The following is a 26,315-nucleotide window of genomic DNA, read 5'->3' as shown; positions in this document are numbered from 1 at the left end:
GAAAGGGAGAATACCATATGAATAACCCAGTCGTACTAGATTCAAAAACAGAATTAAATGAGCAAACCGCACAAGATGTCCGTTTACAACTTAGACAAGATGCGGAAGTACAACGTATTTATAATGCGGTAGATATTAAAGATCAGTTAGAATTAATCGAGCTTGGAAAAGAACCGTCTATGGAAATTTCACGTTTCGCTGATCAAATTTTACATACAATGTCTTTATCAAAAATAGAAGATTCTGGTGAATTATTAAAACAGCTTGGTAAAATTATGGACAGGTTTGATAGTAAAGATTTTGCGGAAGAGAAAAGTGGTTTCTTCTCACGTATGTTCAAAAAAGCAGATAAAATGATTGAACAAATCTTTAGTAAGTATCAGACAATGGGTCGCGAAATGGATAAAGTATACGTAGAAATTACGAAGTATCAAGATGAAATGAAAAAATCAATTGGTACGTTAGATGGCTTGTATGAGCAAAACTTAAAGTATTATTTAGATTTAGAAAAGTACGTAGTGGCAGGAGAAATGTTATTAGAGCGTTTAAATACAGAGTTAGTCCCGATGTATGAAGAGCGCGTACGTAATAATGATCAACTAGCAGGTATTGAATTAGAATCACTTAAAAACTCTGTTGAAATTTTAGAGCAACGTATTGATGATTTAGAAAAGGCACGTATGGTTGCTCTACTTACAGCACCACAAATTCGTATGATTCAACGTGGTAACAATAAATTAATCGGTAAGATTAATACAGCATTTATTACAACGATTCCTATCTTTAAAAATGGTATCATTCAAGCGGTAAATGCGAAACGTCAAAAGCTTGTTGCAGATTCTATGGCTGAACTTGATCGTCGTACAAATGAGTTACTGAAGAAAAATGCACAAAATATCGCAACTCAAAGTGTGGAAGTAGCGAGATTATCAGGTTCTTCTAGTATTAAGATGGAAACCCTTGAAGAAACTTGGAACATTATTTCAAGAGGTATGCAAGAAACACAACAAATTGAAGAGCAAAATAAACGTGAGCGTGAAGAAAGTCGTAAGCGCATGGCTACACTAACAGAAAACATCAAAAAAGAATTACAAGGATAAAGTGAAACTTTAATCAGTGGGTTTTTGTTCATCCTCACTGATTGTTAACCTTCACCAATTGGGCGTTTATGGGCAGTTGATCTCCCACCTCAAGCTGAATTTTGAGGTGGGAGTTTTACTACCGGGAAAATAGTGGGATAAAGAAAAGGCAATGAGGAACAGTCCTCATTGCCTTTTAGTTTCTCTTAACTAATTTAATGATTTCATTCACAACGAGCGGAATGATACTTAACAAGAGAACAAATCCCCAATCGCGTAATGTTAATGCATGTACACCGAATATATTCGCTAGAGGAGGGATGGAGATGATACATACTTGCATAAGAACACCAATAAGAAGTGAGAAGACTAAGTATTTATTTGTAAATATCCCAATTGAGAAAATCGATTTCGTTCTTGAACGCAAGTTAAATGAATGAACGAGCTGAGAAAAACTAAGAACGACAAATGCCATCGTTTGAGCATGTAATAGAGCATCTTCATCAATTTGCTCTGGGAAAAGTGGAAATAAGTTTGTATCTCCAGCATAGAGTTTCGCCCCAACGATAAAGGCTGCTAACGTTAAAAATCCAATTACAACACCATTGAAAATAAGAAAAGGGACGCTCCCGCTAAATAGACTTTCTTTCGCACGTCGTGGTTTTTCTTTCATCACATCTGAATCTTCAGGATCAACACCGAGTGACAATGCAGGAAGTGTGTCGGTAATTAAATTAACCCACAAAATGTGGATTGGGCGTAATGGTGTCGCCCAGCCAAGTAAAATAGCTAAAAATAAAGCGATAATTTCTCCGAAGTTACAAGAGAGTAGGAAGAGAATCGATTTTTTTATGTTACGGTAAATATTTCTGCCTTCTTCAACGGCTTTAACGATAGATGAGAAGTTATCGTCTGTTAAAACGACATCTGCTGCGCCTTTTGCAACATCTGTCCCTGTAATGCCCATTGCTACGCCAACATCTGCTTGTTTTAAAGATGGAGCATCATTGACGCCATCACCAGTCATAGAAACGATATTTCCTTTCGCACGTAATGCTTTTACAATCTTCACTTTATGTTCTGGAGAAACCCTAGCGAATACATGTAAGTGATTAATTTTGCTTGCTAGTTCTGTATCTGAAATGTTATCTAGTTCAGTTCCAATCATAATTTCAGATTTTTCTTCAGCAATACCAAGTTCTTTAGCAATTGCAAAGGCGGTATCCTTATGATCACCAGTAATCATAACTGTACGAATACCAGCTTTTTTACACTCTGTAATGGAATCTTTTACTTCTGTGCGTGGTGGATCAATCATACCGACAAGACCGATAAAGATGAGATTTTCTTCGAGATGATTTATATCCACATCATTCGCATTATATTGTTTAAATGCGAATGAAAGTACTCTTAAAGCTTCTTGAGACATTGCCCCGGCAGCTTCTAATATTTGATTTTTATCAGAATTTGTGAAGACCTCAACTTTGTCATTTATAAAGATATGGGTGCAGTGAGGTAAAAGTTTATCAATAGCACCTTTCGTCATACTGTAGTAGCTTTCATCGTATGTATGCACTGTTGACATCATTTTACGATCAGAATCAAAAGGTAGCTCGTTAACACGTTCATGTTTATTTTCTAAATGATCTTTTTGCATGTTAAAAGTGCTTCCAGCAACGAGAAGGGCAATTTCAGTAGGGTCCCCAGTTTGGGATTCACTACTATAAGACGCATCATTACATAACACCATATTTTCTAACAATAGACGGTGTACGTCATTATTTACATTCAAATTTTCTAACTGAGCGTATGTGTTATCACTATAAAAGTGAGTAACGGTCATTTTATTTTGCGTTAATGTACCTGTTTTATCTGAACAAATAATTGTGACAGACCCGAGAGCTTCAACAGCTGGTAGTTTACGAATGATAACGTTTTGTTTAATCATACGCTGCACGCCAATTGCAAGAACGATGGAAACGATAGCTGGTAGTCCTTCAGGAATAGCCGCTACAGCTAAACTAATTGCAGTCATAAACATTTCTAACGTATCGCGTCCTTGTAAAAAACCGATGAGAAACATAATAGCGCAAATGGCTACAGCGACAAAGCCTAAATATTTTCCTACTTGTGCTAAGCTTTTTTGAAGTGGTGTCATATCATCATCTGATTCATGTAAAAGGGTAGCAATCTTACCAATTTGTGAGTTCATACCAGTTTCAACAGCAACACCAACGCCACGTCCGTATGTTACTAGCGTCGACATAAAGGCCATGTTTTTTTGATCGCCCAGTGGCACTTGTTCATCAGTTTGCATAGAAGGATGATAAAGTGCATCCTTATCAACAGGGACGGACTCACCAGTTAGAGCAGATTCTTCAACTTTTAAATTTGCTGTTTCGATAAGTCGTAAATCACATGGTATATAACGTCCAGCATCGAGCATGACGATATCACCTGGAACGACTTGTTCAGATGGAATTTCTTTTAGTTCGCCGTCTCGTTTTACGATAGCTTTAGGTGTTGCCATTTTTTTTAGTGCTTCCAAAGCTTGCTCAGCCTTTGACTCTTGGATGACACCAATAACTGCATTTAATATGACAACGAGCGCGATAATGCTTGCATCTGCCCATTCACCTACAAAGGCAGAAATAAGGGCAGCTATAAGAAGAACATATACGAGGACGTCATTAATTTGGGAAAAAATCCGCTGCCATAAAGTACGTTTTTGTTTTACTGTTAATTCATTTGAACCAAATTGTTTTAAGCGTTCATTTACACCGTCAGTGGTTAAACCACTTTGTTCATTTGTTTTAAGATCCGTTAATATTTGATCTTTCGTCTTACTGTACCATTTGCTCATAAGTAAGCACCTCCAGTAAAAACAGTTAGCAATGGTAGTGTTGCTATTATTTGTGAGTAGTATGTACGGAGAAAAAATCTAAGATGAGCTTCTACTTCTATTGTACAATATTTTACAGTTGGTTGAGGAAAAGAGAAGAGTTGTCATGAATTTGTTGGAAATAAAAAAGAGCCTCATATAAGAGAGGCTTTTTTACTTTTTAATTAATGTACCTAATTCTTCTGTAATAGCTTGCATTTCACTAATGCTGAATGTTTCACGTTTCATAACATGCTCATAGATGTCACGTAAGTCCTCGTACATTTCTTCGTTAAAGCTAGCAGCTCTCATCGCTCCAGCATTAACCATACGTAATTTTTCTTTAATAGCTTCGACCATATATTCAACGTTTTCTTCTGACTTTACGGATAAATCCACCGAAGTGTCCCCCTTTAAAATAACATAAGGCTATCTTAACATTTTTTTATCATTTTCGTTAATGAATCTTTTCAATCCTATTAAATTAGTAGGGATTTCCTTTATATTTAATAATTGGTTGTTTATACTATAAGTATATATTAAGAAATGCACCAAGAAAGGAAGAAACAAAAATATGGTTCAAGTATTATTTGTTTGTCTTGGGAACATTTGCCGTTCTCCAATGGCAGAAGCGATTTTTCGAGATCTTGTCGTAAAAGAGGGACTTGAAGAGAAAATTGTCATTGATTCTGCAGGAACTGGAGATTGGCACATTGGTCATCCGCCACATAAAGGAACACAAAAAATTTTAAAAGAAAATGAAGTCGTTTTTGAAGGAATTAAAGCAAGGCAAGTAGAAAAAGAAGACTTAACAAAGTTTGATTATATTATTGCCATGGACAACAAGAATATAGCAGATTTAAAAAGTTTAGGTAAAACTGGAGGCTATATTGGTAGGCTGTCCGACTTTGTTCCAGACGGTGGCTGGACAGACGTTCCTGACCCTTACTATACAGGGAACTTTCAAGAAGTGTATGACCTTGTAACAGAAGGGTGTGCAAAGCTATTAGCTTTCATTCGAAATGAACAAGGAATATGAGGAAGCTTAGAAAGAAATACTTTCTAACATAAGAAATGAAAGGGTGAAGGAATATGGCAAAGAAAAATAATATTGCTCGAAACATTGCGCTTGGTGTAGCGGCAGGTGTAGCTGTATCCATGTTAAAGAAAGAAAACCGTGAAAAAGTAAAAAACACTGCTGAAAAAGCAAAAACAAAGATGATTGAAATTGGTGAAAATGCAAAGATTAAAGAAAAAGTGCAAACTGTTACAGATAAAGGACGCGAACTTGCTGATTTCAATGTAGTGAAAGCGAAAGTAGCAGAAATTAAAAAATTGACGCCGTCAGTTGTAGAGACGTTAAAAGAAACGAAAGAAATTTTTAGTAAGAAAAAAATGGAGCGAGAAGAAAAGCCAGAAACGATTGAAATTCAAGCTGTATCTCCAAAGGTAGATGAGCTTAAAGCAGAAGAAGAGCCAGTAGTTGCTGAAGATGGTGGTATGAAAGAAGCACGTGAATTATTTATGAAAGACTCACATGCAGAGGAAAAAAAAACTGAAGCGTACATTGAGTTAAAGCAAGATAAAGAAGAGAAGAAAAGCGTTTAAACATATATGAGAAAAATTTTAGAAAAGGTAAGAAGAAATCGCACTTATTCGTTCGGTAAAGATTTATACGATCGGACGATGCGTGATGATGTAGCGGGCTTGGCAGCACAGCTCGCTTATTTCTTCTTACTTGCTATTTTTCCTGGGCTTGTTTTCTTAATTACGCTTCTTGGATTTATTGACCTTCAAACAGAAAGTGTGCTCAATTTATTAGAACCGTACGTACCTGAAGATGCAATGTACTTAATTGAAGTAAACGTAGATAAAGTTGTAAATGAGCAAAATGGTGGTTTATTATCATTTGGTTTACTGTCGATGCTATGGTTTGCTTCAAATGGAGTAAATGCGGTTATGAATGCTTTTAACCGTGCGTATGATGTAACCGAAACACGTTCCTTTATTAAAACAAGAGCTTTATCAATTGTGTTTACATTAGCCATCATTTTTATGATTGTGTTTGCTCTAATTGTCCCAGTGTTCGGACAAGTGATTGGGGCAGCGGTATTTAAAGCAATTGGTTTATCGGATAGTTTTTCTTACGTATGGAGTATTACACGATTAGTAGCGAGTTTCTTCGTACTATTTGCCTTGTTTAGTTTTTTATATACATTTGCACCAGATCGAAAGTTAAAAAGAAGAGAAGTCATTTCAGGAGCAATATTTGCTACTGTAGGGTGGATTGTGGTATCGTACTCATTTGCTTATTATGTAGATAAGTTTGCGAATTACGCCAATACATATGGTGGTCTCGGTGGAATTATTATTTTAATGTTATGGTTTTACTTAACTGGATGGGTAATTTTACTTGGCGGTGAAATTAATGGTCTACTCCATCACTATAGAACGGGTGACAATAATTCCCGTAATGAATAATGAGCTCTTGTTCCATAATAAAAAGGAACAGGGGGGATATTTCATGAGTAATAATAAAAAGAACCACAATAATAAAAACAACAATAAACAAAAGAGCAGTTCGCATCCGAAGCATAAAACAAGTAGTAGTGCGAACGGGCATAATAGCTACCATTAAAAAAAGCGGGTCCTCTATGAGGGACCCGTTTTTATTTGTTTCCTTTTAATAATCGTAACCCGTTTAAAATGACAAGAATTGTACTTCCCTCATGCCCAATAACACCAAATGGAAGAGCTAAAAATTGCAAGAAGTTTGAACAGATTAGCAGTGCAATTACAGCTAGAGAAAATACTACATTTTGCTTTACAATACGGTTCATTCGTTTTGATAAACGGATGGCTTGGGAAAGTCGAGACAATTCGTTCTTCATAAGTACAACGTCTGCAGTTTCTAAAGCTACGTCTGTTCCTTCACCCATTGCAACACCAATGCTAGCAGTAGCGAGCGCGGGTGCATCATTTATACCATCTCCGACCATTGCTACTGTACCGTATTTTTCTTTTAACTTTTTAATCGTTTCAACTTTTGTTTCTGGTAAACAGGATGCATAATATTCTTTTATATTGCTTTCAGCAGCAATGGCTTTTGCGGTTTCTTCATTATCGCCAGTAATCATGATTGCTTCCACACCAATGCTTTGTAAATCGCGAATGGCAGCAATGGTTTCTTGGCGGAGTGTATCTTTTAAAGCGATAAGTCCAAGAATACCATCTTCATCACTTATATAAACGACAGTTTTCCCTTCTTTTTCAAGGGAGGTAGAAATACCATTATGAAATGTCTTTGTTTGTTCCCCGATAAAATCAGCTTTACCAATTTTATAAGCTTTATTTTCTAATGTTCCTTTTAATCCAAAACCAGTTACATCTTCAACGTTTTCGGGTTTTTTTATCGAAATATCATAAGCATGTTTTGCATATTTAACAATGGATTCAGCTAAAGGATGTGTAGAGTGACTTTCAATTGATGCTGTAATAGAAAGTACTTCACTTTCTGCTATACCTTCTCGAACATATACATCTGTTACAGTAGGTCTTCCTTGTGTTAATGTTCCTGTTTTATCAAAGGCAATCGCCTTTACTGAAGCTAGACGTTCTAAATGAATGCCGCCTTTAAAGAGAATACCGTTTCTCGCTCCGTTAGAAATTGCAGATAAAGTTGCGGGTGTAATAGCTGCAACTAGTGCACAAGGAGAAGCGACTACAAGTAAAATCATAGCGCGATAAAATGTTTCATTCCAACTCCAATCCAGTAAGAAGTGAGGAACGAACATCATAAGCGCAACAACGAGTAGTACACCTTTTACGTATGTTCCTTCAAATTTTTCGATGAATAGTTGTGATGGTGATTTTTCACTTTGTGCACTTTGAACGAGACGAATAATCTTTTGGAATAATGTTTGATCGCTCGGCTTTGTAATTGTAATTTCAATAGCACCACGTAAATTCACAGTTCCAGCAAACACTTCATCGCCGAATTTTTTCTCATTCGGAATAGGTTCTCCTGTAATAGCAGCTTCATCAATATTTGTTTCACCATTCTGAATTGTGCCATCAGCAGGAACACGTTCACCGGGTTTAATTAAAATAATGTCGTTAATTTGTAATTCTCCAACAGGAACACATTCCTCGGTTCCATTTGAAATACGTAATGCTTCTTCAGGCTGTAAATCAAGAAGTGCTGAAATTTCTTTTTGACTTTTACTTAACGTATAAGATTCCATTGCACCACTTAGCGCAAAGATGAAGATTAAAATAGCACCCTCTGCCCAATAGCCAATCATGGCAGCACCGATAGCAGCAAAGAGCATGAGCATTTCAACATTTAGCTCTTTCTCTTCAATTGTGTCTGCAATGCCTTCTTTCGCTTTTGCAAATCCTCCAATTACATAAGCGAGGATATAGAAAGTAATACCTACACTTATCGCCTCATTTTTTGTGAATAACCAGCCAGCTAAAATGAAAATACCAGATAAGATTGCAAATATAAGTTCATAGTGCTTTTTTAGTGTTTGAATCCAAGATGGACTAGGTACGTTCTGTTTTGATGGTAATGTTTTTACTTCCGAGTTCATTATTACTCGCCCCTTTCAAATTCTTATTGAGAAAAAGAATCAAAATCGAAACCCCTATAAAACGACGAAAGCTGCCATCCGTAACGGATAGCAGCATTTCTGTTAAATCTGATTTTAATAGTTATTATGTTGTAATTATTCTATAGTATAGCATATGTTTTTGAGAGATGATATGTTTTTGTTTCAAGTATAAACCGAAAACTTGTGTTTTTACAGTTCCTTTGGTATATATGAATATTGTTCATAAAAAGATCGGAAAGGAAGACAACAAGTGAAGACAGAGAAATTTTTTACTCATCCGATTGGTGTATTTATTGCTGCGATAGTAGCAACCTTTTTATGGGGAAGCGCATTTCCCTTTATTAAATTAAGCTATGCTGAACTTGGGATTCGGCCACAAGAAGTCGGAGAACAAATATTATTTGCTGGTTATCGCTTTTTCTTATCTGGTGTAATGCTCTTATTATTTTTTAAAGCGCTAGGAAAAGATATGCAGTTCAAAAAAGGAACAGGGAAGCAGTTAGTTCAAATTGGTTTGTTCCAAACTTTTCTTCAATATATATGTTTTTATATTGGAATGAGTTATAGCTCAGGAATTGAAGGAGCGATTATTTCAGGAACATCATCATTCTTTCAAATTTTACTCGCACACTTTTTATATAAAGATGATGCTCTCAATATGAGAAAAATAATGGGCGTATCAATCGGATTTTGTGGTGTCATTTTAGTGAATGTACCGAGTGATGGAAGTTTATCATTCCATTTTGGAATAGGTAGCTTATTACTTCTTGGGGCAGCGATGATGTATTCGTATGGAAATATATTAGCAAAAGAGGGTAGTAAAACGTTAGATATTGGGTATATGACAGCATACCAAATGATTTTTGGATCAGTTGGGTTACTATGTATAGGTGCATTACAAGTTGGAGCGATGCCATTTACTTTTAACCTATATACGATACTTATGCTCATATATTTATCGTTCTTATCGGCAGCGGGATTTTGTATATGGAATACAATTATGAAGTATAACAAAGTAGGAAAAGTCTCGATGTATATGTTCTTCATACCTGTCTTTGGTGTGTTATTATCAAGCATGATTTTAGGAGAAGCAATTCATTCATTTGTATTATTCGGTCTAGCATGTGTAGCAGTGGGAATCATTGTCGTAAATCGTACCCCGGCTAAGCAGAAAATGGAGCAAAAAAAACAAGTAGCGTAGAGAACAAAAAAGCGATTAAAATGGAAGAACAGTATTGTTCTTCTTTTTTTATGTAGAAAAAGGAGAACAGACTATATATAACGAAAAAAGATACATTAAAGCATTTATTGAGGAGAACATATTATGAATGTACTTTACATTGTGTTAATCGGACAAATAATTATTTTTTTAACAGGAGCAATTTATGCAATAGGACAGACAAAAAGAACAAGAGAAAATATGCCGTTACCTTTAGCAGTTCGTCTTATTCTTAGTTTTTCTTTAACAGGTAGTGCGATTTGGATATGGCTACAAGATCCATCGATAGAGTATAGCAGCTGGGTTGCATTAGGAATGACTTTATCGACTTTAGGAGATTTATTTATGGCAGGTTTGATTCCCTTTGGCCATCGATTAATTGGAGGGATGGTTACTTTTGCTCTTGCCCATTGTTTTTATGTAAAAGCATTTTTGCAAACAGGTATTTCATGGAATGGTTTTTGGATTGGTTTACTCGTATACGGACTCTTTCTAATTATAGGGTGGTTCTTTTTTATCCGAAATGAAAAACAGGACAAACTGTTTACGATAGGAGCCCTAATTTACGGCTTGTGGGTTGGGGGAATGGCTTGCTTTGCATTCGCCTTATACTATGAGAATACAGGAATATGGTGGATACCAGCGCTTGGTGGTTTGCTGTTTGTGATTTCTGATTTTATTATTGGTGTGACAGATATTGGTGGCCGCAAGCTGAAGTATGAACCACTTTGGATTTGGTTTACATATGTCGCTGCTCAGATGTGTATTGTATATGTAGGACTATAAAAAGATGCTCTCAAAAATAGTAGATAGACTATTTTGAGAGTATCTTTTTCTTTGATATTCTAATATATTTGTTTAATTAGTTTTAGTATTTGTTAAGTGTAAAATTCATAGGAAAATTTCTGCTTAATAAATATAAAATATGATATATCAAAATAATAAACTTGTAAGGAATAGTGTTTTAAAATTTGTAATATTATAATTATATAATTTAGAATTTTATGGAAAACAACTATCTGAAGTATTTATAATATAAATAAAAAGACAATGAGATGGTGGAATGATGCAAAAGAAAAAACGTTTGCGTGAGTTCTTTGGAATAATTGCAAGTGCATGTTTATTAGCGTTTTTGGCAAAAATCTTTTTGTTTTTCCCTACAACTGTAAAAGGAGCATCTATGAAGCCAACGTTACAAGATGGGGATAAGATAATTGTTAATAAGTTGGCAAAGCAATTTGAAAGTTATGGTAGAGAAGACATTATTGTTGTGAAGACGGATAATTTTTATGTGAAAAGAGTGATTGGGTTACCGGGTGATGTAATTGAGATGAGAAATGACCAATTATATGTGAATCATGAGGTGAAAAATGAGGAGTATTTGCATAGTAATAAAAAACAAGCTGAAAAAAAACTGATGAATTTAACAGAGGACTTTGGACCTATTACAATTCCTAAAAATAAGATTTTTGTTATGGGAGATAATCGCTTAATAAGTAGGGATAGTAGAAATGGTTTAGGACTTATTGATAGAGCAGATGTATTAGGAAAGTTAGCGGCAATTTATTATCCATTTGAACATGTGAAAATAATAAATTAAAGTAAAAAACCAAGCAAATTTCAGTTTGCTTGGTTTTTTATGTTAAACAGTAGGAGACTCGTTAGATACAAAGACGTCTTCATTGTTTTGGTTAGTACTTATAACAAATTTGTGTTGCAATAGTTGTAGTTTAAATAATGCTAAAGGATCATGATAAGTTTCTGGGTTGCTTCTTAGCGTTGCTAATGTTTGTTCGTCTTCTTGTATTTCAAGTTGAGCGGCTTCTACATTTTGTTTCAATACGCTAAGTGGATCTTTAAAGAACATCATGATATCACGCTCTAGTGCACCTTCAAATACTTCAAATTGAAGGAAGAATTGTTTTGAAATTGTTTGGGCAATTTCTGTATAGTCTTCCGTTTCAATATATTGTTTATATTTGTTTGCGAGCATAGATTGGTTTTTTTGCATATTACCAAATAATTTTCCGGCACTCTTTAAGAAAAATTGTGTCGGTGTGAAGCGTAATAAAATGTTGATGTTCGTTACTGTAATTCTATTTGTCATTCGTACGACATCTCGATGCCAATCATCTAGTAATTTGAAATCGCAAGGAAGTTTCATACGTTCTTCTTTATATAATTTATTGAACGTTTCACTCATTTCATCTAAATAAGCTTGAGCTTGAATAAATTCATTATGTGCTGTTTCAATCCAGTCTTGAATAGACCCAGTAAATTTAGGAAGAAGCACTTGTTGTACATGTTTGTCAATTCGTTCGTTCATCGCAGCATTTAATTCTTCATGAACTAATTTGAAATCACTATCTTCTTGAACAAGGTCAGAACAGCTCTGTAATAATTCAGGAATTTGAGAATGTATATCTTGTGTAATTTCTTCTTTCGTTAAAAGATAAGATTCTGTAATAGAACGGATTTTGTCTTTTTCAAGAGCAGTAAGATTGTTAATAAATCCATTAAGTTTTACAGATATATGTTTATTCCAGCGTACTGATTTCACTAATGTATGTTCTAATTCTACACGTTCATTTACAAGGTAAGCGATTGTCTTTTGAGTAAACCATATTAGCTTTTCTATACGTTCTTTCTCTATGTCACGTTCTGCAAGATTAGAGAGAATGGACTCTGTTACATCCCCAAGTTGCTGGCTACTCTCTTGGGAAGGAGAGTACGGGAAGAATTTTGCATTTGGGAAATGGACTGTAAGTTTACTAATTAGATTTTCATTGGTAGTCGTATTATTTGTGTGTAATACGAAATGAATTTGTAAGTTTGGCACTTGTTCACGTAAATAAAGTAATGTATCAAGTTCTTCGCCATGTAATGGTGAGGCAGAATTTAATATGTAAATAAGGCTCTCTGCTGCCTGTAAGTATTCAAAGTATGAGCTGTTTTTATCCAATTGTCCTTGAACAGATGGTGTAACAAGAAATGCAAACTTATTTTTTCTTAAAAATCTACTTGGTAACTTAATTTCTATACATTTTTTCTCAAGTTCTGACTGGGAAGATGTATCCATTATTTGATGGACTTCATCAAAGTTCGAGATGTTTTTTACATCTAGATCATTGAATTCCGTTATTGCAGTTTGACTATCGTCTTTAAATAGAATAGGAGCTGTTAAAGTCTCAGTTAAGATGTTCTCTCCTAATATTGAATTAACGAATGACGCTTTATCATGGTCACTTGTTCCAGCTATTAGTAGTTTATTAACATGTAAATCACATAGTTCATGGACGAGTAGCGTAAATTGATGACTTAAATCTACATCATTTTTCTCGGCCCATTCAGCAATTGTTTCGAATAGATGAGAAACGGTTTCCATATCTACATTTGTTTCAGCTGATGAATTAGAAAGTAAGGCTCCAGCACTTTTTACGAGTAATGATTCTAAAGTTGTAGGTGCAACTTCATTCCATGCTAATACGGCGGCAGAAACAAGTAAGGAATCCTTTGCTTTTGTTAAACTAAACCAATTTGTTAATAAATCAGGAACAAGACCGTTTAATTCATGCATAAAATGATCGCCAGTAATTAATGCAAAGTATGTTTCTTGGTAGCGGATAGAAATTTCATTCCAATTGTCATTGTTATCTGTTTCAATATGTAAAAATAAATGATTCATGCTTTGGATCCAAGAAAGGTATAATGGTTCATTTTGATAGCTGTTCCAAAGGGCAATAACAAACTCTTTAAATTGGACTTGGTCAATTGCATATAAAGCTTTTAAAGAATCATAGAAATATTCTGGTTTGATTTGTTTAGTAAATCCTTGGTTTACGTAATGGATTAAAGTATCGAACCAATGTAATGACTTTGTTCGAATTCCCTCTTGAACTGCAAGTTCGATAGCGTTGTTCCAATCTTCTTGTTTTTCATAGAAAGAACGTGCGATTGCAGTAATATTCGGATAGTCTGGTTGAAATGCCACAGCTTCACTAATCGTCTTAAAAGCTAATCCTAAACGATCTTGCTCGATATAAAGAGAAAGAAGTTGCAAGGAAACTTCCATCGTAAGAGTTGTACCTTCAGTTTGAATAGATTGATAAATTTCTTCTGCTTTTGGTAAGAATCCGAGTTCAAAATAGGCATCAGCAATATTTTTGGTTGCCCAAAGTTCAAGGTCGTTATTTACTTTCTCCCACTTAAATATGGCTGCTTCAAAATCTTTATTTTGATAATAAAATTCACCTTGAGCAAAGCGAATATTAGAAATGTTGGAGAATTCATTTTTAGATTCATTTATGTATGCTTCACCGAGTACTTCCGATACTGGAGTAGAAATTTCTTCTGTTAAAAATGTTTTATAGTAAACTTTTTGGATAAATTGATTTTCAATGGTCATGTTCGTTCCCCCCTGTATAATTTAGAAAAATGATGTTGTATGTAAAAGGGTACATGTTTTTTAATAGATAGAAGTTGTATTATATAGACCAAACTATGTTTTTGCTAGATGTATCATTTTTCTTGAGAGTTAAACCGTTGCGAAAAGTAGCTTTCCTTTATTGTAACAAAAAAACAAGCATATGAATTTTTATTTTTTAATCCTGATTGGTGTGGGCTAATAATCAGTGGAGATAGACAAAATACCCACTGATTAAAGTTTCACTTGATCGCTGTTAAAAGAATGGGTAGAAGTAGAGTTCATTATAAAAACAATGTATAGTGAATATGTATACCATGTTTGTCTTAAAGAGAGAACGGGCAAAATGTGGAATAACGATCGTGCATAGGATGTGTCTTCCGAATGGAACAACATATTGGCGAGTTAATCGCGCATTATGGGTATTTTGGAATTATTATAGCATTGGCTGGTGGGATTGTCGGATTACCGATACCAGACGAGTTTTTATTGACCTTTGTTGGTTATAATGTTTCAAAAGGCGTTATGTCAGGAACTGCTGCTTTTTCAAGTGGGATGGCGGGTGCGATGTTAGGTATTACATTAAGTTACATATTAGGTTTAAAACTCGGTCTGCCTGTTTTAAAAAAATATGGGCCGAAAGTTAGAATTAAAGAACATCACATTGAAAAAACACATGTTTTATTTGAAAAATACGGTCCATTTCTTTTAATGATTGGTTACTTTATACCAGGAGTACGTCATTTAACAGCATATTTTGCTGGGGTTTCGAATTTAACATTTTGGCGTTTTTGCTTGTACGCTTACGGTGGTGCGCTCATTTGGATAAGTGTTTTTATCGGACTTGGCTGGAAATTAGGAGAGAAGTGGCGATTTGTCGAGTATAGTTTACATCATTATGGAATATGGATTTTAATCATTTCAGCAGTTGTTACATGCATTGTATGGTTTTACATAAAGAAAAAGAAAAACCGCTAATAGCGGTTTTTTTAGCTGAAAGCAATAAATAGTACACCAGCTGTAATAAAGACTACACCGATACCAGTCATAAAGTTTAACTTTTCACCGAGTATAATCATCGCAAGAATAATAGAAAACACTACACTTAATTTATCGATAGGGGCTACTTGAGAGACCTTTCCTGTTTTTAAGGCAAGAAAATAAAATAGCCATGACGAAGCACCTGCAACCCCACTTAATGTGATAAATAGCAGTGCTTTTTTATTTAGCAGTACGTCGCCGATATTTTGAAATTTACCTTGTATAATAATAACGCCTATCATAAATAATGCCATAATAATAGAACGAACTGTCGTAGCAACATTGGCATCGATTCCATCTAAACCAATCTTTCCAAAAATAGATACAAGGGCAGCAGCAATTGCTGATAATAGTGCGAATAATAGCCATGAGCTCATAGTAAAATTCCTCCAATCTTACATTATTATACATGAAAATCATTCTCATGTATTAATAACGAAATAATCCCCACCTTATATTTTTAATAAGGTGGGGATTATTATACTACTCTGCAATTTCCTCATATAAAAAGTAAGTTACATTATAAATATGTTCTACTTCATCGTCTGTCATAAACAATAATTCGTCACGCTCAATTCCTTTTTTCTTTTCAATAAACTCAATCATGTTTTTACGTTCTTCTCTTTTCATCAATTTTATTTCTCCTCTCAGTCTGTTTTAATACAGTTTATTTAAGTTACTGCTATTATATAACAGAATCTTTAGAAAGTTCCACCTATTTTATTGTTTTTTTCAGAAGAACTTTTCGACAAAACAAGCCCACCTAAGGGGGGCTTGTTTTATTTTATAGTCGTAAAAACTCGGGCTCCGTCGTACCTGCACCATCGATGTAATAAATTGTGTCAGGATTGATTTTTATTAATACGTAATTAGGGTCTTCAGGACCAAGTAACCAGCGTTTTAAGCTATTATTCCAAAACTTGTTTTTTAATGTTGAGTCTTCCTCGATTGAAGCTAAGCCTTCAACTTCTATATAATCTTCATCTAATTTTTTTCCTTCTCGTCCAAGCAGTACATGTACATTTGGATTGTTTTCGATATCTGTTATCTTTTTTGATTGTCGATCTGTTGCAACGTATAGTACAAAATCTTCATGGAAAAACATCATAAAAGCGCTGTGTGGCTTCTCATTACGTACAGTAGATAACACACCTGTTCTTTGTCCTTGAATAATCGTTGCAATTTTTTCTTTTAAGTGCATACTTTTAACCTCTTTTCATAATTTATAATTTTCTCCGTTTAAACAAGATAAATTAAATATCTTTCATACTGTTTTCTTCAATCTGATTTTTTAAACGTAATTGTGATGAAATCGGACAAGTTAGGAGAAGAATAATATTAATGATGAGGAGAAATACATACGATGGAAGGATGGAAAGCATGTTTAATAAAATATTTCTTATAGTAGCGCTTATAGGTGTACCACTTTCTGTACTCGGAAAAACAATGCATTGGCCTCAAACGATTATGTTTGCTGTATATTGCATTACAATTATCGCATTAGCGGGGTTTATGGGGAGAGCAACAGAAAGTTTGGCAATTGTTTCTGGACCTCGAATAGGTGGATTATTAAATGCAACTTTCGGTAATGCCGTTGAACTTATCATTTCAATTTTCGCACTTCAGGCAGGATTAATTGAAGTTGTGTTAGCTTCGTTAACGGGTTCTGTACTTGGAAATTTACTATTAGTAGGAGGGCTGTCCTTTTTTATAGGTGGATTAAAATATAAAAGACAAAGCTTTAATGTTTACGACGCAAGACATAATTCAGCTTTATTAATTTTTGCTGTTGTCGTAGCCTTTGTTATTCCAGAAATTTTTTCAATGAAGATGGATGCGGGAAAGACGTATCAATTAAGTATTGGCGTATCTATTATTATGATTATTATGTACCTTGCTGCATTGCTATTTAAGTTAGTTACGCACCGTGGTGTATATCAACATAAAAGTGACGAAGTAGCGCATGAAGAAGAGCCAGAGTGGTCGAAAGGTAAAGCACTCCTTATTTTAGCGATAGCGACGATTGCAGTAGCTTATGTGTCGGAGGCTCTCGTGCATACATTTGAGACGGTTGCGAAGTCATTTGGCTGGTCAGAGTTATTTATAGGGGTTATTATCGTTGCAATTGTTGGAAATGCAGCGGAACATGCATCTGCAATTATTATGGCTTATAAAAATAAAGTAAATATTGCAGTTGAAATTGCAGTAGGTTCTACATTACAAATTGCGATGTTTGTTGCTCCTGTATTAGTATTGCTTTCTATGTTTTTTGTACAAAGGATGCCTTTAGTGTTTACAATACCAGAACTTGTGTCCATGATTACAGCTGTTTTCTTAACGATTGCAATCTCCAATGATGGGGATACAAACTGGTTTGAAGGAGGCACGTTATTAGCTGCGTACGTCATTATGGGAATTGGTTTTTATTTATTATGAAAAATAGGCATAACAATTGTGCTCAGAGAAAACAATAAACAAAGTAGTATATATACCTTTATGTAGGAAGGAGCCAGACAGGTGAAACGAGTATACAGCATATGTCTTTCAGCCATGGTCTCGTTTATTTTATTATTTCCTAACAGTAGTTTTGCAAAGACAACGGTAGAAACAAAAATGCCTTCATCTGTTTTAAATATTTCAAAAGACAATACGTTTCCAAACGATGCGCAAGATTTGCCGCGCTTGCAGCCTAGTAAATTTGCTCAAGAACTATTGAAAACAGCAAATATTAAAATTGAAAATCCGGACTTAATTCGGATGTTTAATGAAACGACAATTTCAAATGCACCGCTTGCAGTAGGGTACCGCGCGAAAATTTATTTAGGTCAATGGGCTTTAAATTATGAATCGGTAGATACATCGATTAATTGGGAATATAAACAAGTGAATCGTAATGTGTACGATAATCGAGGAGGAGATCGCTTATATCCACTTCGTTATAAGCAAGAAACTCAAAAGACGATTGAAGGCGATTTAACAGCAGATATGAAAGATGCTACAGATGTGAAAAAAATGATGCTGCTAAAAGCGCTTGAAAAAGTACAGTTGCCACTTTCATTTAAAACGACCATTGGTTATGGTACAGGACATGAGCGTGTGTATAATATTAGTCCGAGTCAACTTGGATATTTATATGCTTATACGCCAGCAGTAAATGAAAAAGGAAAAGTAACGTTTGGAGAAGTGTACCTTGTTTTAAAAGGAAATCAAAAAAGACTTGTTGTAAAAAATGTTACCTCTCAAGGAATTGGAGCAGCTATTCCAATTCATGATCATTTGTTTTTTAAATTTATTTCCTCGTCGCATGCGCAATGAAATAAAAAAACGTCAGCCCATATAAGCTGACGTTTTTATTTATAACATAAGGTTTGATTTTTTTGATAAGAAATTTTCTGTTGGATAGTAGCTGTTCTTTACAAGAACATTCGGTCCAAGACATTTCACCGCAGGGCAATGACAGCTTAATGATTTTGCTGTTTTTGAAGCGCTCCATTTCTCATATGCTTCTTGTAATGTGTTTGTTTGTATGTTTCCTAGAAGCGGAACATCACCAAAGTCCGTCACAATAATATTTCCATCGAAAATGTTTACATTTAAACGAGAACGGCCATCTGGATCATTACGTACAGTTACATTTTTACTTTCATGTAATTTCTTAAATGTAGCTAAATCGCGTTCATCATCACTACATGCATAGAAAGGTAATGTTCCAAATAACATCCATACATTTTCGTCACGAATTTCTAATAAATGTTCAATAGCTTTTCGAATTTCGTCTTTTGTTAAAATTTCAAGTGTGCTAGCGAAGTCACTTGGATACATCGGATGCACTTCATGACGTTTACAACCCATTTCCTCAACGATTTGACGATGAATATGTTCAATGTGTGGTAGAGTTCTTTTGTTTAACATCGTTTCGGCTGATACGAGTACACCTGCATCGGATAGAGCTTTACTATTGGTAATCATTCGTTCGAATAATTTTGCACGTTGTTCATAAGTAGGTTTACGCTCCATCATTGCAAATCCGCCTTCAACGAAGTCATCAATTGTTCCCCAGTTATGAGAAATATGCAGCACATCTAAATAAGGAATAATTTGTTCGTAACGTGCTAAATCTATAGTTAAGTTTGAGTTGATTTGAGTGCGAACGCCTCGTTCATGAGCGTATTTTAAGAGTGGTGTTACATAGTTGTCGACGGATTTCTTTGAAAGCATAGGTTCTCCGCCAGTAATACTTAAAGAACGTAAATGAGGAATCTCATCTAATCGTTTTAATAAAAGCTCCATCGGAAGCGGATTTGGATCTTTCGGCTGTAATGTGTAACCAACAGCACAATGCTCGCAACGCATATTGCATAACGTTGTCGTTGTAAACTCAACGTTTGTTAATAGTAGTTTGCCGTACTCTTCAAGGTCCATATACGCTTCCCATGGATCGTAAGAAGGAGTAATCGGCTTCATTTTTTGTGATATCGTCATATGAAATACTCCTTTGACTATTGAAATAACAATTTGTCCATTCTCTATAATAGAAGAATATGTACTTTTTATAAAGTGAAACTTTTTAGCGGAAAAAGAGAGAGGGCTTACATTATAGCGGATAATCGTGACAAAATTGATGAAATTTCATGCCCATAGCAATCATTTTTGCGGTATAATAAAAGTAACTCGAATTAAAAGGAGAGTGCCTTCATGGGAAAAGCAATTCAAGATAAAGATACACAATTAGTATATTTAAAAGAGCGTTTAAATATGTTCATTGAAGTAATTGATACAATTGAACCTGAAGAAGTAGAGTTAGAAGATGTAGATCGTCTTCTTGCGATGTTAGATGAATTAGAATTAAAATGTGAGCAATTTAAAAAAGACGAATAATATATTAAAAAGGCTGCCAATACAAAATTGGTAGCCTTTTTCTGTACGGATAATAGAAGGAATATAGAAAAAAAGGTATAATCAAGTTGTGAAAAATCTCATTTATACTTTAATAGCATGAAATAAAGTGAAACTTTAATCAGTGGGGAAGTTTATTCCCCACTGATTATTAGCCTTCACCAATCGGGCGTTTACGGGCAGCAGGGCTCCAACCTAACTTCTTTGCTCTAGTCAAATTTCGAGGTGGGAGTCTTACTGCCCGTTCATGCGGGATAAATAAAGGGCTGAAGAGTATAACGATGGAATTTTCATCTCGTAACGTTTTGGTAGCGTTCACAATTGAGGGGGAAGTAACAATGGAAAAGCTTCAAGAAAGTATGTATCAACTAGTTGTTGAAACGTCAACGAACTTACCGAAAGATGTTCGTCGTGCGATTCAACAAGCGAAAGAGCGAGAAAACGCAGGGACTCGTTCAGCGATGGCACTTGGCACAATTACGAATAACATTAAAATGGCAGATGATAACATCTCGCCGATTTGCCAAGATACAGGGATGCCAACTTTTAAAATTTATACACCAGTTGGTGTGAATCAATTAAAACTGAAGGAAGCTATCTATAGTGCACTTGAGCGGGCGACAAAAGATGGTAAACTTCGTCCCAACTCTGTTGATTCTCTTTTTGGAGACAATAGTGGAAACAATTTAGGACCAGGTACACCAGTTATTAAGTTTGAGCAATGGGAAAAAGATTATATTGATGCACGTTTAATTTTAAAGGGCGGCGGTTGTGAGAATAAAAATATTCAATATAGCTTACCGTGTGAATTAGAAGGACTTGGACGCGCAGGCCGTGATTTAGAAGGAATTCGTAAATGCCTTCTTCATGCTGTATATCAAGCACAAGGTCAAGGATGTAGTGCAGGTGTAATTGGTGTTGGTATCGGGGGAGACCGAACATCAGGTTACGAATTAGCGAAAAATCAATTATTCCGTACATTAGATGACATCAATCCTGTACCAGAGTTACAAAAACTTGAAGAATACGTATTAGAAAATGCGAATAAGCTTGGCATTGGTACGATGGGATTCGGCGGAGAAACAACTTTACTTGGTTGTAAAATTGGCGTATATAATCGCCTGCCAGCTAGCTTCTACGTATCTGTTGCGTATAATTGTTGGGCATATCGCCGCCTTGGTGTAAAAATCCATCCTGAAACAGGAGAAATTATGGATTGGCTATATCAAGAAGGCGACGATACACTGGAGCAAGAAGTGCAAGAAAAAACAGAGCAACGTGAAATTGTATTGCAAGCACCAATTACAGAAGAGCAAATTCGTGAACTTCGCGTTGGTGATGTTGTAACAATTAATGGCATGATGTATACAGGTCGTGATGCAATCCATAAACATTTAATGGATAACGATTGTCCAGTAGACTTAAATGGACAAGTTATTTATCACTGTGGTCCAGTTGTAGTGAAAGACGAGAATGACAATTGGCAAATTAAAGCAGCAGGACCAACGACAAGTATTCGTGAAGAACCATACCAAGGGGATATTATGAAGAAATTTGGTATTCGTGCTGTAATTGGTAAAGGCGGCATGGGTGCAAAAACATTAGCAGCATTAGAAGAACACGGCGGCGTGTACTTAAACGCAATTGGCGGTGCTGCGCAATATTATGCGGAATGTATTAAAGAAGTGAAAGATGTTGATTTCTTACAATTTGGTATTCCAGAAGCAATGTGGCATTTACGAATTGAAGGTTTTAAAGCCGTTGTAACGATGGACTCTCATGGCAATAGTTTGCATGCCGATGTTGATAAAACATCGCTTGAAAAATTAGCGAGCTTTAAAGAGCCAGTATTTAAGTAAACAAAAATGCACCTCGAATGATTCGAGGTGCATTTTTTTGGTATATATAGAAAAACATGTTCAGCATGAAAGAAAGCAGGGAAACAGAAACTACAGGTACGATTATATATGGAAAGGAGACTATTTATGAAATATAAATGGTTATATATAGGTCTCATTCTTTCAATTATGATGGCACTTGTTCCAGTTTCAACATTGGCTTATACAAACACTCCACATAACTGGGGAATTCCGCGTCCTAAAAATGAAACAGTACCAGATGCAGGGAAACTTTATACAGAATTGCTACAAAAAAATGGCGGATTTTATTTAGGGGATACGAAGAAAAAAGATATTTATTTAACATTTGATAATGGATATGAAAATGGTTATACAGGACAAATTTTAGATGTATTAAAAGAGAAGAAGGTACCAGCCACGTTCTTTGTAACAGGGCATTATATTAAAACTCAAAAAGATTTGTTGTTACGAATGAAAAATGAAGGGCATATTATTGGGAATCATTCTTGGAGTCACCCAGATTTTACAGCAGTAAACGATGCAAAACTTCGTGAAGAATTAACGAGTGTAACAGAGGAAATAAAAAAAGTAACAGGGCAAAAAGAAGTGAAATATGTACGTCCTCCGCGCGGCGTATTTAGTGAAAGAACATTAGCTCTTACGAAAGAAATGGGCTACTATAATGTATTTTGGTCACTTGCATTTCTTGATTGGAAAGTGGATCAGCAAAGAGGGTGGCAATATGCGCATAACAATGTAATGACGATGATTCATCCAGGATCTGTTTTATTACTTCATGCAATATCAAAAGATAATGCAGAAGCACTTGCGAAAATCATTGATGATTTGCGCGAGAAAGGGTATCATTTTAAAAGTCTAGATGACTTAGTGAAAAGCAATCAACCGTAAGCATGTATGCTTGCGGTTTTCTCATGCTATAATGATGTGTAAAAAGGATGGGGAAACGTATGTGGAGCGAACATGTTACGTTAGAGTATCCGTATCATTTTGAAGAAGTATTAAAACGTTTATCTTTTGATCCTCTCAACGTCATTCAATTAGATGAGAAAGTCATTTATGTCCCGCTTTGTATAGACGAGGAACAGGTTGTTGTTCGCTTGCAAGGGATTGGTACTGTTCAAAATCCACAGTTTTGGATTTCTAGTCAGACAGGAGATCCGGAGAAAGTCATGAAACGAATGAAGGCCATTTTTCATTGGAATGAACCGTTTCAAGATATACAAAATCATTTTTTAAACACATCATTACGTCCACTATTTGAAACATATGCTTATACTCCAATTATTTTAGAATTTGATTATTTTGCTTGTCTTCTTCGCTGTATCATTCACCAACAAATAAATTTGAAATTTGCTACTGTGCTAACAGAACAATTTGTGAAACGGTATGGAACAGAGAAGAACGGTGTATTCTTTTTCCCCACTCCGGAAATAGTAGCAAATATTTCAATAGAAGAATTGAGAGAGCAGAAGTTTAGTCAGCGAAAGGCTGAATATATAGTAGGATTAGCAGAACGTATTGCCCGTGGTACATTAGATTTAGCGAGTATAGAAACTGGGACGGAAGAAGAAGTTTCAGCACAATTGTTGCCAATTAGGGGAATTGGTGCATGGACAGTGCAAAACTTTTTAATGTTTGGGCTTGGGCGGAAAAATATGTTTCCGAAAGCGGACATTGGGATTCAGCGTGCAGTGCAAGGTGTATTTCAATTAGATGATAAACCTGATGATGCATTTTTAGAAAACGTGAAACAAGAGTGTGAACCATACTGCAGTTATGCAGCGTTATATTTATGGAAAAGTATAGAGTAGAGGTGTAATCATGATACAAAAGCAACATGAGAGTAAGTTGGAAGTTGGTCAAACGTTTCCTGTGACAATTAAACGTCTTGGGATTAACGGAGAAGGCGTTGGTTATTTTAAGAGACAAGTTGTTTTCATTCCAGGGGCATTACCAGGAGAAGAAGTCGTTGCTGAGACAACGAAAATTCAGCGTGGCTTCGCTGAAGCGAAAGTGAAAAAGGTTCGTAAAGCTTCACCACATCGTGTGAAAGCGCCATGTCCAGTATATGAGGAGTGCGGTGGCTGTCAGCTACAACATTTAGATTATAAAGAACAATTAAATCAAAAACGTGATATCGTTGTACAAGCATTTGAGAAGTACATGAATAACACTTTGGAAGAGAAAATTCGTCCGACGCTTGGTATGGAAAATCCATGGCATTATCGTAATAAGAGTCAATTACAAGTGGGGCGTAAAGACGAGAAAGTTATTACAGGGTTATATAAACAAAACTCACATCAGTTAATTGATATTGCCCATTGTATGATTCAACATAAAGCAACGAATGAAGCGACAAAAGTTGTAAGACGTATATTAGAAAAACTAAATGTTTCTATTTACAATGAGAAAAAACAAAAAGGTTTAGTACGCACAATTGTAACACGTACTGCAGTTCAAACAGGGGAAGTACAAGTTACACTTATTACAACAAAAGAAGAACTGCCAAATAAAGAACAATTTATTGCAGAAGTACAAAAACAGATGCCAGCTGTTAAATCAATTATGCAAAACGTAAACTGGCGTAAAACATCTGTTATTTTTGGCGACAAAACATTTAAATTAGCTGGAAAAGAAGTAATTCAAGAAACACTTGGTGATTTATCATTTGAATTATCAGCACGTGCATTCTTCCAACTGAATCCAGAGCAAACGGTTGTTTTATATGATGAAGCGAAAAAAGCAGCTGCTTTAACAGGGAATGAGAAAATTGTAGATGCGTACTGTGGTGTTGGTACAATTGGTCTTTGGCTTGCGAATGATGCAGCGGAAGTACGTGGTATGGATGTAATTCCAGAAGCGATTGCAGACGCAAGAAAAAATGCGAAACGTCACGGATTTACAAACACGAAGTATGAAGCAGGTAAAGCTGAACAATGGTTACCAAAGTGGGTAAAAGAAGGATGGCGTCCAGATGTAATTGTTGTCGATCCACCACGTACAGGTTGCGATGATAAATTATTGGAAACAATTTTAAAAGTACAGCCGAAACGAGTTGTGTACGTATCTTGTAATCCTTCATCGTTAGCACGTGATGTGAATGCATTAATGAAGAGTTATGAAGTGGAATATGTGCAGCCAGTTGATATGTTCCCGCATACAGCTCATGTAGAAAATGTAGTAAGACTTGTTAAAAAATAAAGTTTATTCATATTCCCTCACGATATGAGGGAATATTTTCTATGAAGGAGAATACTATGCATAATTATAAATTAACGATTCAGTATGACGGTGCGCGTTATAAAGGGTGGCAACGTCTCGGTAATAATGATAATACGATTCAAGGGAAAATTGAGAGTGTCATATCTGAAATGGTCGGGAAAGAAATTGAAATTATCGGCTGTAGTAGAACGGATGCTGGTGTACACGCTTTGAATCAAGTGGCTAACTTTAAGAGTGATGAGAAGTTAGTGGAACATAAAGTGAAAAAGTATTTAAATCAATATTTACCAAATGATATTAGTATTACAAATGTAGAAGAAGTGCCAGATCGTTTCCATGCTCGTTACAACTCTAAGGCGAAAACATATCTTTATAAGATTTGGAATGAAGAGCACACGAACCCATTCATGCGTAAACACAGCATGCACGTGAATAAAAAATTAAATGTGGAAAGCATGAAAAAAGCTGCGAAACATTTAGTTGGTTCACATGATTTTACTGCTTTTTCAAATGCAAAATCTAAGAAAAAGTCTATGGTTCGAGAAGTATATACGCTTGAGGTTTCTGAAGAGGCAGGATTTGTACAAATTAGAGTAAGTGGTAACGGCTTCCTTCATAATATGGTGCGAAAAATTGTTGGAGCATTAATTGAAGTTGGATTAGGACAATTAGATGCTGAAGCAATTCCGAACATTTTAGAGGAAAAACAGCGCAATCAAATTAATTGTCTTGCTGAGGCAAGTGGTTTGTATTTGGAGAGTGTTGAGTTTTAATCAGTAAAAAATCGAGCTGTGTAGGCTCGATTTTTTTATGTTTTGCTGTTAAGAAGATTTCTCTTTCTTCATACGTATTTTCAAATTCCAAAAAGCAGCAAGCATAATAGCTGCAAAGGAGCCGAAAATTGTTCCTAATAGCTTTGCATAAGGAGAGCTGCTTACATCGGCATTAATGAATAACATCATACAGAGAATAGTAGGGAAAAAGTATAAGTATTGTATTAACTTTAATTTTTTATCATTACTCATATATATCGCCCCTTTCTAGCATGTTATATGTTT

Annotated in this window: 25 protein-coding genes; 16 read left to right on the top strand and 9 right to left on the bottom strand. The window is 35.3% G+C overall.

What is annotated here, in order from left to right; translation table 11 throughout:
• Nucleotides 1-17: 17 nt before the first annotated feature.
• Nucleotides 18-1,100 carry a toxic anion resistance protein gene (locus tag DPQ31_RS02335; protein WP_001064417.1) on the top strand — a complete coding sequence of 361 codons (1,083 nt, stop codon included), beginning with the start codon at nucleotides 18-20 and terminating at the stop codon, nucleotides 1,098-1,100.
• 175 nt (nucleotides 1,101-1,275) lie between these two features.
• On the opposite strand, the gene DPQ31_RS02330 is transcribed toward DPQ31_RS02335, so the two are convergent.
• Both DPQ31_RS02330 and DPQ31_RS02325 read right to left on the bottom strand, forming a co-directional pair.
• Nucleotides 1,276-3,942 carry a cation-translocating P-type ATPase gene (locus DPQ31_RS02330; RefSeq protein WP_208731501.1) on the bottom strand — a complete coding sequence of 889 codons (2,667 nt, stop codon included), beginning with the start codon at nucleotides 3,940-3,942 and terminating at the stop codon, nucleotides 1,276-1,278.
• Nucleotides 3,943-4,134: 192 nt separating this feature from the next.
• Nucleotides 4,135-4,359, bottom strand: a complete 225-nt coding sequence (locus DPQ31_RS02325) for a DUF1128 domain-containing protein (protein ID WP_000366197.1) — start codon at nucleotides 4,357-4,359, stop codon at nucleotides 4,135-4,137.
• Between the two features lie 175 nt (nucleotides 4,360-4,534).
• On the opposite strand from DPQ31_RS02325, the gene DPQ31_RS02320 reads away from it, so the two are divergent.
• Genes DPQ31_RS02320 through DPQ31_RS02310 form a run of 3 tightly spaced genes read left to right on the top strand, consistent with a single transcriptional unit; the run spans nucleotide 4,535 to nucleotide 6,441 of the window.
• On the top strand, nucleotides 4,535-4,999 hold the full coding sequence (locus tag DPQ31_RS02320) for a low molecular weight protein-tyrosine-phosphatase (protein WP_000250904.1): 465 nt from the start codon (nucleotides 4,535-4,537) through the stop codon (nucleotides 4,997-4,999).
• A 53-nt stretch (nucleotides 5,000-5,052) separates the two neighbouring features.
• Nucleotides 5,053-5,568, top strand: coding sequence for a DUF4075 domain-containing protein (locus DPQ31_RS02315; protein WP_199632322.1), 516 nt, complete (start codon nucleotides 5,053-5,055; stop codon nucleotides 5,566-5,568).
• Nucleotides 5,569-5,574: 6 nt separating this feature from the next.
• Nucleotides 5,575-6,441, top strand: a complete 867-nt coding sequence (locus DPQ31_RS02310) for a YihY/virulence factor BrkB family protein (protein ID WP_001226534.1) — start codon at nucleotides 5,575-5,577, stop codon at nucleotides 6,439-6,441.
• A gap of 188 nt (nucleotides 6,442-6,629) precedes the next feature.
• Here DPQ31_RS02310 and DPQ31_RS02305 read toward each other — a convergent pair whose 3' ends face one another.
• Complete coding sequence (locus DPQ31_RS02305; RefSeq protein WP_208731500.1) at nucleotides 6,630-8,555, bottom strand: heavy metal translocating P-type ATPase; 1,926 nt, start codon at nucleotides 8,553-8,555, stop codon at nucleotides 6,630-6,632.
• 271 nt (nucleotides 8,556-8,826) lie between these two features.
• Between DPQ31_RS02305 and DPQ31_RS02300 the strand changes: the two genes are divergently transcribed.
• From DPQ31_RS02300 to lepB, 3 genes are all read left to right on the top strand, one after another.
• Nucleotides 8,827-9,777 carry a DMT family transporter gene (locus tag DPQ31_RS02300; RefSeq protein WP_199632324.1) on the top strand — a complete coding sequence of 317 codons (951 nt, stop codon included), beginning with the start codon at nucleotides 8,827-8,829 and terminating at the stop codon, nucleotides 9,775-9,777.
• 123 nt (nucleotides 9,778-9,900) lie between these two features.
• The gene (locus tag DPQ31_RS02295; protein WP_001102002.1) at nucleotides 9,901-10,581 is read left to right on the top strand and encodes a lysoplasmalogenase; all 681 of its coding nucleotides are present in this window, start codon (nucleotides 9,901-9,903) and stop codon (nucleotides 10,579-10,581) included.
• 277 nt (nucleotides 10,582-10,858) lie between these two features.
• Nucleotides 10,859-11,395: a signal peptidase I gene (lepB, locus tag DPQ31_RS02290; RefSeq protein ID WP_087971187.1), complete on the top strand. Its 537-nt coding sequence runs from the start codon at nucleotides 10,859-10,861 to the stop codon at nucleotides 11,393-11,395.
• Nucleotides 11,396-11,437: 42 nt separating this feature from the next.
• Here lepB and DPQ31_RS02285 read toward each other — a convergent pair whose 3' ends face one another.
• Nucleotides 11,438-14,200: a tetratricopeptide repeat protein gene (locus tag DPQ31_RS02285; protein ID WP_000151398.1), complete on the bottom strand. Its 2,763-nt coding sequence runs from the start codon at nucleotides 14,198-14,200 to the stop codon at nucleotides 11,438-11,440.
• Nucleotides 14,201-14,602: 402 nt separating this feature from the next.
• Here DPQ31_RS02285 and DPQ31_RS02280 point away from each other — a divergent pair, with 402 nt between their 5' ends.
• Entirely contained in the window at nucleotides 14,603-15,196 is a 594-nt protein-coding gene (locus DPQ31_RS02280; RefSeq protein WP_000434868.1) for a DedA family protein, read from the top strand.
• 11 nt (nucleotides 15,197-15,207) lie between these two features.
• On the opposite strand, the gene DPQ31_RS02275 is transcribed toward DPQ31_RS02280, so the two are convergent.
• The 3 genes from DPQ31_RS02275 to DPQ31_RS02265 all read right to left on the bottom strand — a co-directional run bounded on the left by DPQ31_RS02275 (nucleotide 15,208) and on the right by DPQ31_RS02265 (nucleotide 16,460).
• Nucleotides 15,208-15,636 carry an EamA family transporter gene (locus DPQ31_RS02275; RefSeq protein ID WP_000100302.1) on the bottom strand — a complete coding sequence of 143 codons (429 nt, stop codon included), beginning with the start codon at nucleotides 15,634-15,636 and terminating at the stop codon, nucleotides 15,208-15,210.
• A gap of 106 nt (nucleotides 15,637-15,742) precedes the next feature.
• On the bottom strand, nucleotides 15,743-15,889 hold the full coding sequence (locus DPQ31_RS02270) for a BH0509 family protein (protein ID WP_000817786.1): 147 nt from the start codon (nucleotides 15,887-15,889) through the stop codon (nucleotides 15,743-15,745).
• Between the two features lie 154 nt (nucleotides 15,890-16,043).
• Complete coding sequence (locus DPQ31_RS02265) at nucleotides 16,044-16,460, bottom strand: pyridoxamine 5'-phosphate oxidase family protein (RefSeq protein WP_000550219.1); 417 nt, start codon at nucleotides 16,458-16,460, stop codon at nucleotides 16,044-16,046.
• A gap of 179 nt (nucleotides 16,461-16,639) precedes the next feature.
• Between DPQ31_RS02265 and cax the strand changes: the two genes are divergently transcribed.
• Both cax and DPQ31_RS02255 read left to right on the top strand, forming a co-directional pair.
• Nucleotides 16,640-17,695 carry a calcium/proton exchanger gene (gene cax / locus DPQ31_RS02260; RefSeq protein ID WP_002093843.1) on the top strand — a complete coding sequence of 352 codons (1,056 nt, stop codon included), beginning with the start codon at nucleotides 16,640-16,642 and terminating at the stop codon, nucleotides 17,693-17,695.
• Nucleotides 17,696-17,776: 81 nt separating this feature from the next.
• Nucleotides 17,777-18,574: a YfkD famly protein gene (locus tag DPQ31_RS02255; RefSeq protein ID WP_002093842.1), complete on the top strand. Its 798-nt coding sequence runs from the start codon at nucleotides 17,777-17,779 to the stop codon at nucleotides 18,572-18,574.
• A 39-nt stretch (nucleotides 18,575-18,613) separates the two neighbouring features.
• On the opposite strand, the gene yfkAB is transcribed toward DPQ31_RS02255, so the two are convergent.
• Nucleotides 18,614-19,741 carry a radical SAM/CxCxxxxC motif protein YfkAB gene (gene yfkAB / locus DPQ31_RS02250; protein WP_000156032.1) on the bottom strand — a complete coding sequence of 376 codons (1,128 nt, stop codon included), beginning with the start codon at nucleotides 19,739-19,741 and terminating at the stop codon, nucleotides 18,614-18,616.
• Between the two features lie 213 nt (nucleotides 19,742-19,954).
• Between yfkAB and DPQ31_RS02245 the strand changes: the two genes are divergently transcribed.
• From DPQ31_RS02245 to truA, 6 genes are all read left to right on the top strand, one after another.
• Nucleotides 19,955-20,137 (top strand): SE1561 family protein, encoded by a 183-nt coding sequence (locus DPQ31_RS02245; protein ID WP_000513558.1) that lies wholly within the window; start codon nucleotides 19,955-19,957, stop codon nucleotides 20,135-20,137.
• Nucleotides 20,138-20,493: 356 nt separating this feature from the next.
• Nucleotides 20,494-22,014 carry a class I fumarate hydratase gene (fumA, locus tag DPQ31_RS02240; protein ID WP_000413539.1) on the top strand — a complete coding sequence of 507 codons (1,521 nt, stop codon included), beginning with the start codon at nucleotides 20,494-20,496 and terminating at the stop codon, nucleotides 22,012-22,014.
• A 126-nt stretch (nucleotides 22,015-22,140) separates the two neighbouring features.
• A complete protein-coding gene (gene pdaA / locus DPQ31_RS02235) occupies nucleotides 22,141-22,923 on the top strand; it encodes a delta-lactam-biosynthetic de-N-acetylase (RefSeq protein WP_097957055.1) in 783 nt (260 codons plus the stop codon).
• Nucleotides 22,924-22,982: 59 nt separating this feature from the next.
• Complete coding sequence (locus DPQ31_RS02230) at nucleotides 22,983-23,846, top strand: DNA-3-methyladenine glycosylase family protein (protein ID WP_208731499.1); 864 nt, start codon at nucleotides 22,983-22,985, stop codon at nucleotides 23,844-23,846.
• A gap of 10 nt (nucleotides 23,847-23,856) precedes the next feature.
• Nucleotides 23,857-25,236, top strand: a complete 1,380-nt coding sequence (gene rlmD, locus DPQ31_RS02225) for a 23S rRNA (uracil(1939)-C(5))-methyltransferase RlmD (protein ID WP_000615220.1) — start codon at nucleotides 23,857-23,859, stop codon at nucleotides 25,234-25,236.
• Between the two features lie 56 nt (nucleotides 25,237-25,292).
• Nucleotides 25,293-26,030 carry a tRNA pseudouridine(38-40) synthase TruA gene (gene truA / locus DPQ31_RS02220; RefSeq protein WP_000553127.1) on the top strand — a complete coding sequence of 246 codons (738 nt, stop codon included), beginning with the start codon at nucleotides 25,293-25,295 and terminating at the stop codon, nucleotides 26,028-26,030.
• A 48-nt stretch (nucleotides 26,031-26,078) separates the two neighbouring features.
• On the opposite strand, the gene DPQ31_RS02215 is transcribed toward truA, so the two are convergent.
• Complete coding sequence (locus DPQ31_RS02215) at nucleotides 26,079-26,282, bottom strand: hypothetical protein (RefSeq protein ID WP_000063850.1); 204 nt, start codon at nucleotides 26,280-26,282, stop codon at nucleotides 26,079-26,081.
• Between the last annotated feature and the right edge of the window lie 33 nt (nucleotides 26,283-26,315).

The sequence above is a fragment of the Bacillus sp. COPE52 genome, assembly GCF_003355115.1.
GTDB classification, from domain to species: domain Bacteria; phylum Bacillota; class Bacilli; order Bacillales; family Bacillaceae_G; genus Bacillus_A; species Bacillus_A toyonensis.
This window is presented reverse-complemented; position numbering and strand designations above follow the sequence as displayed.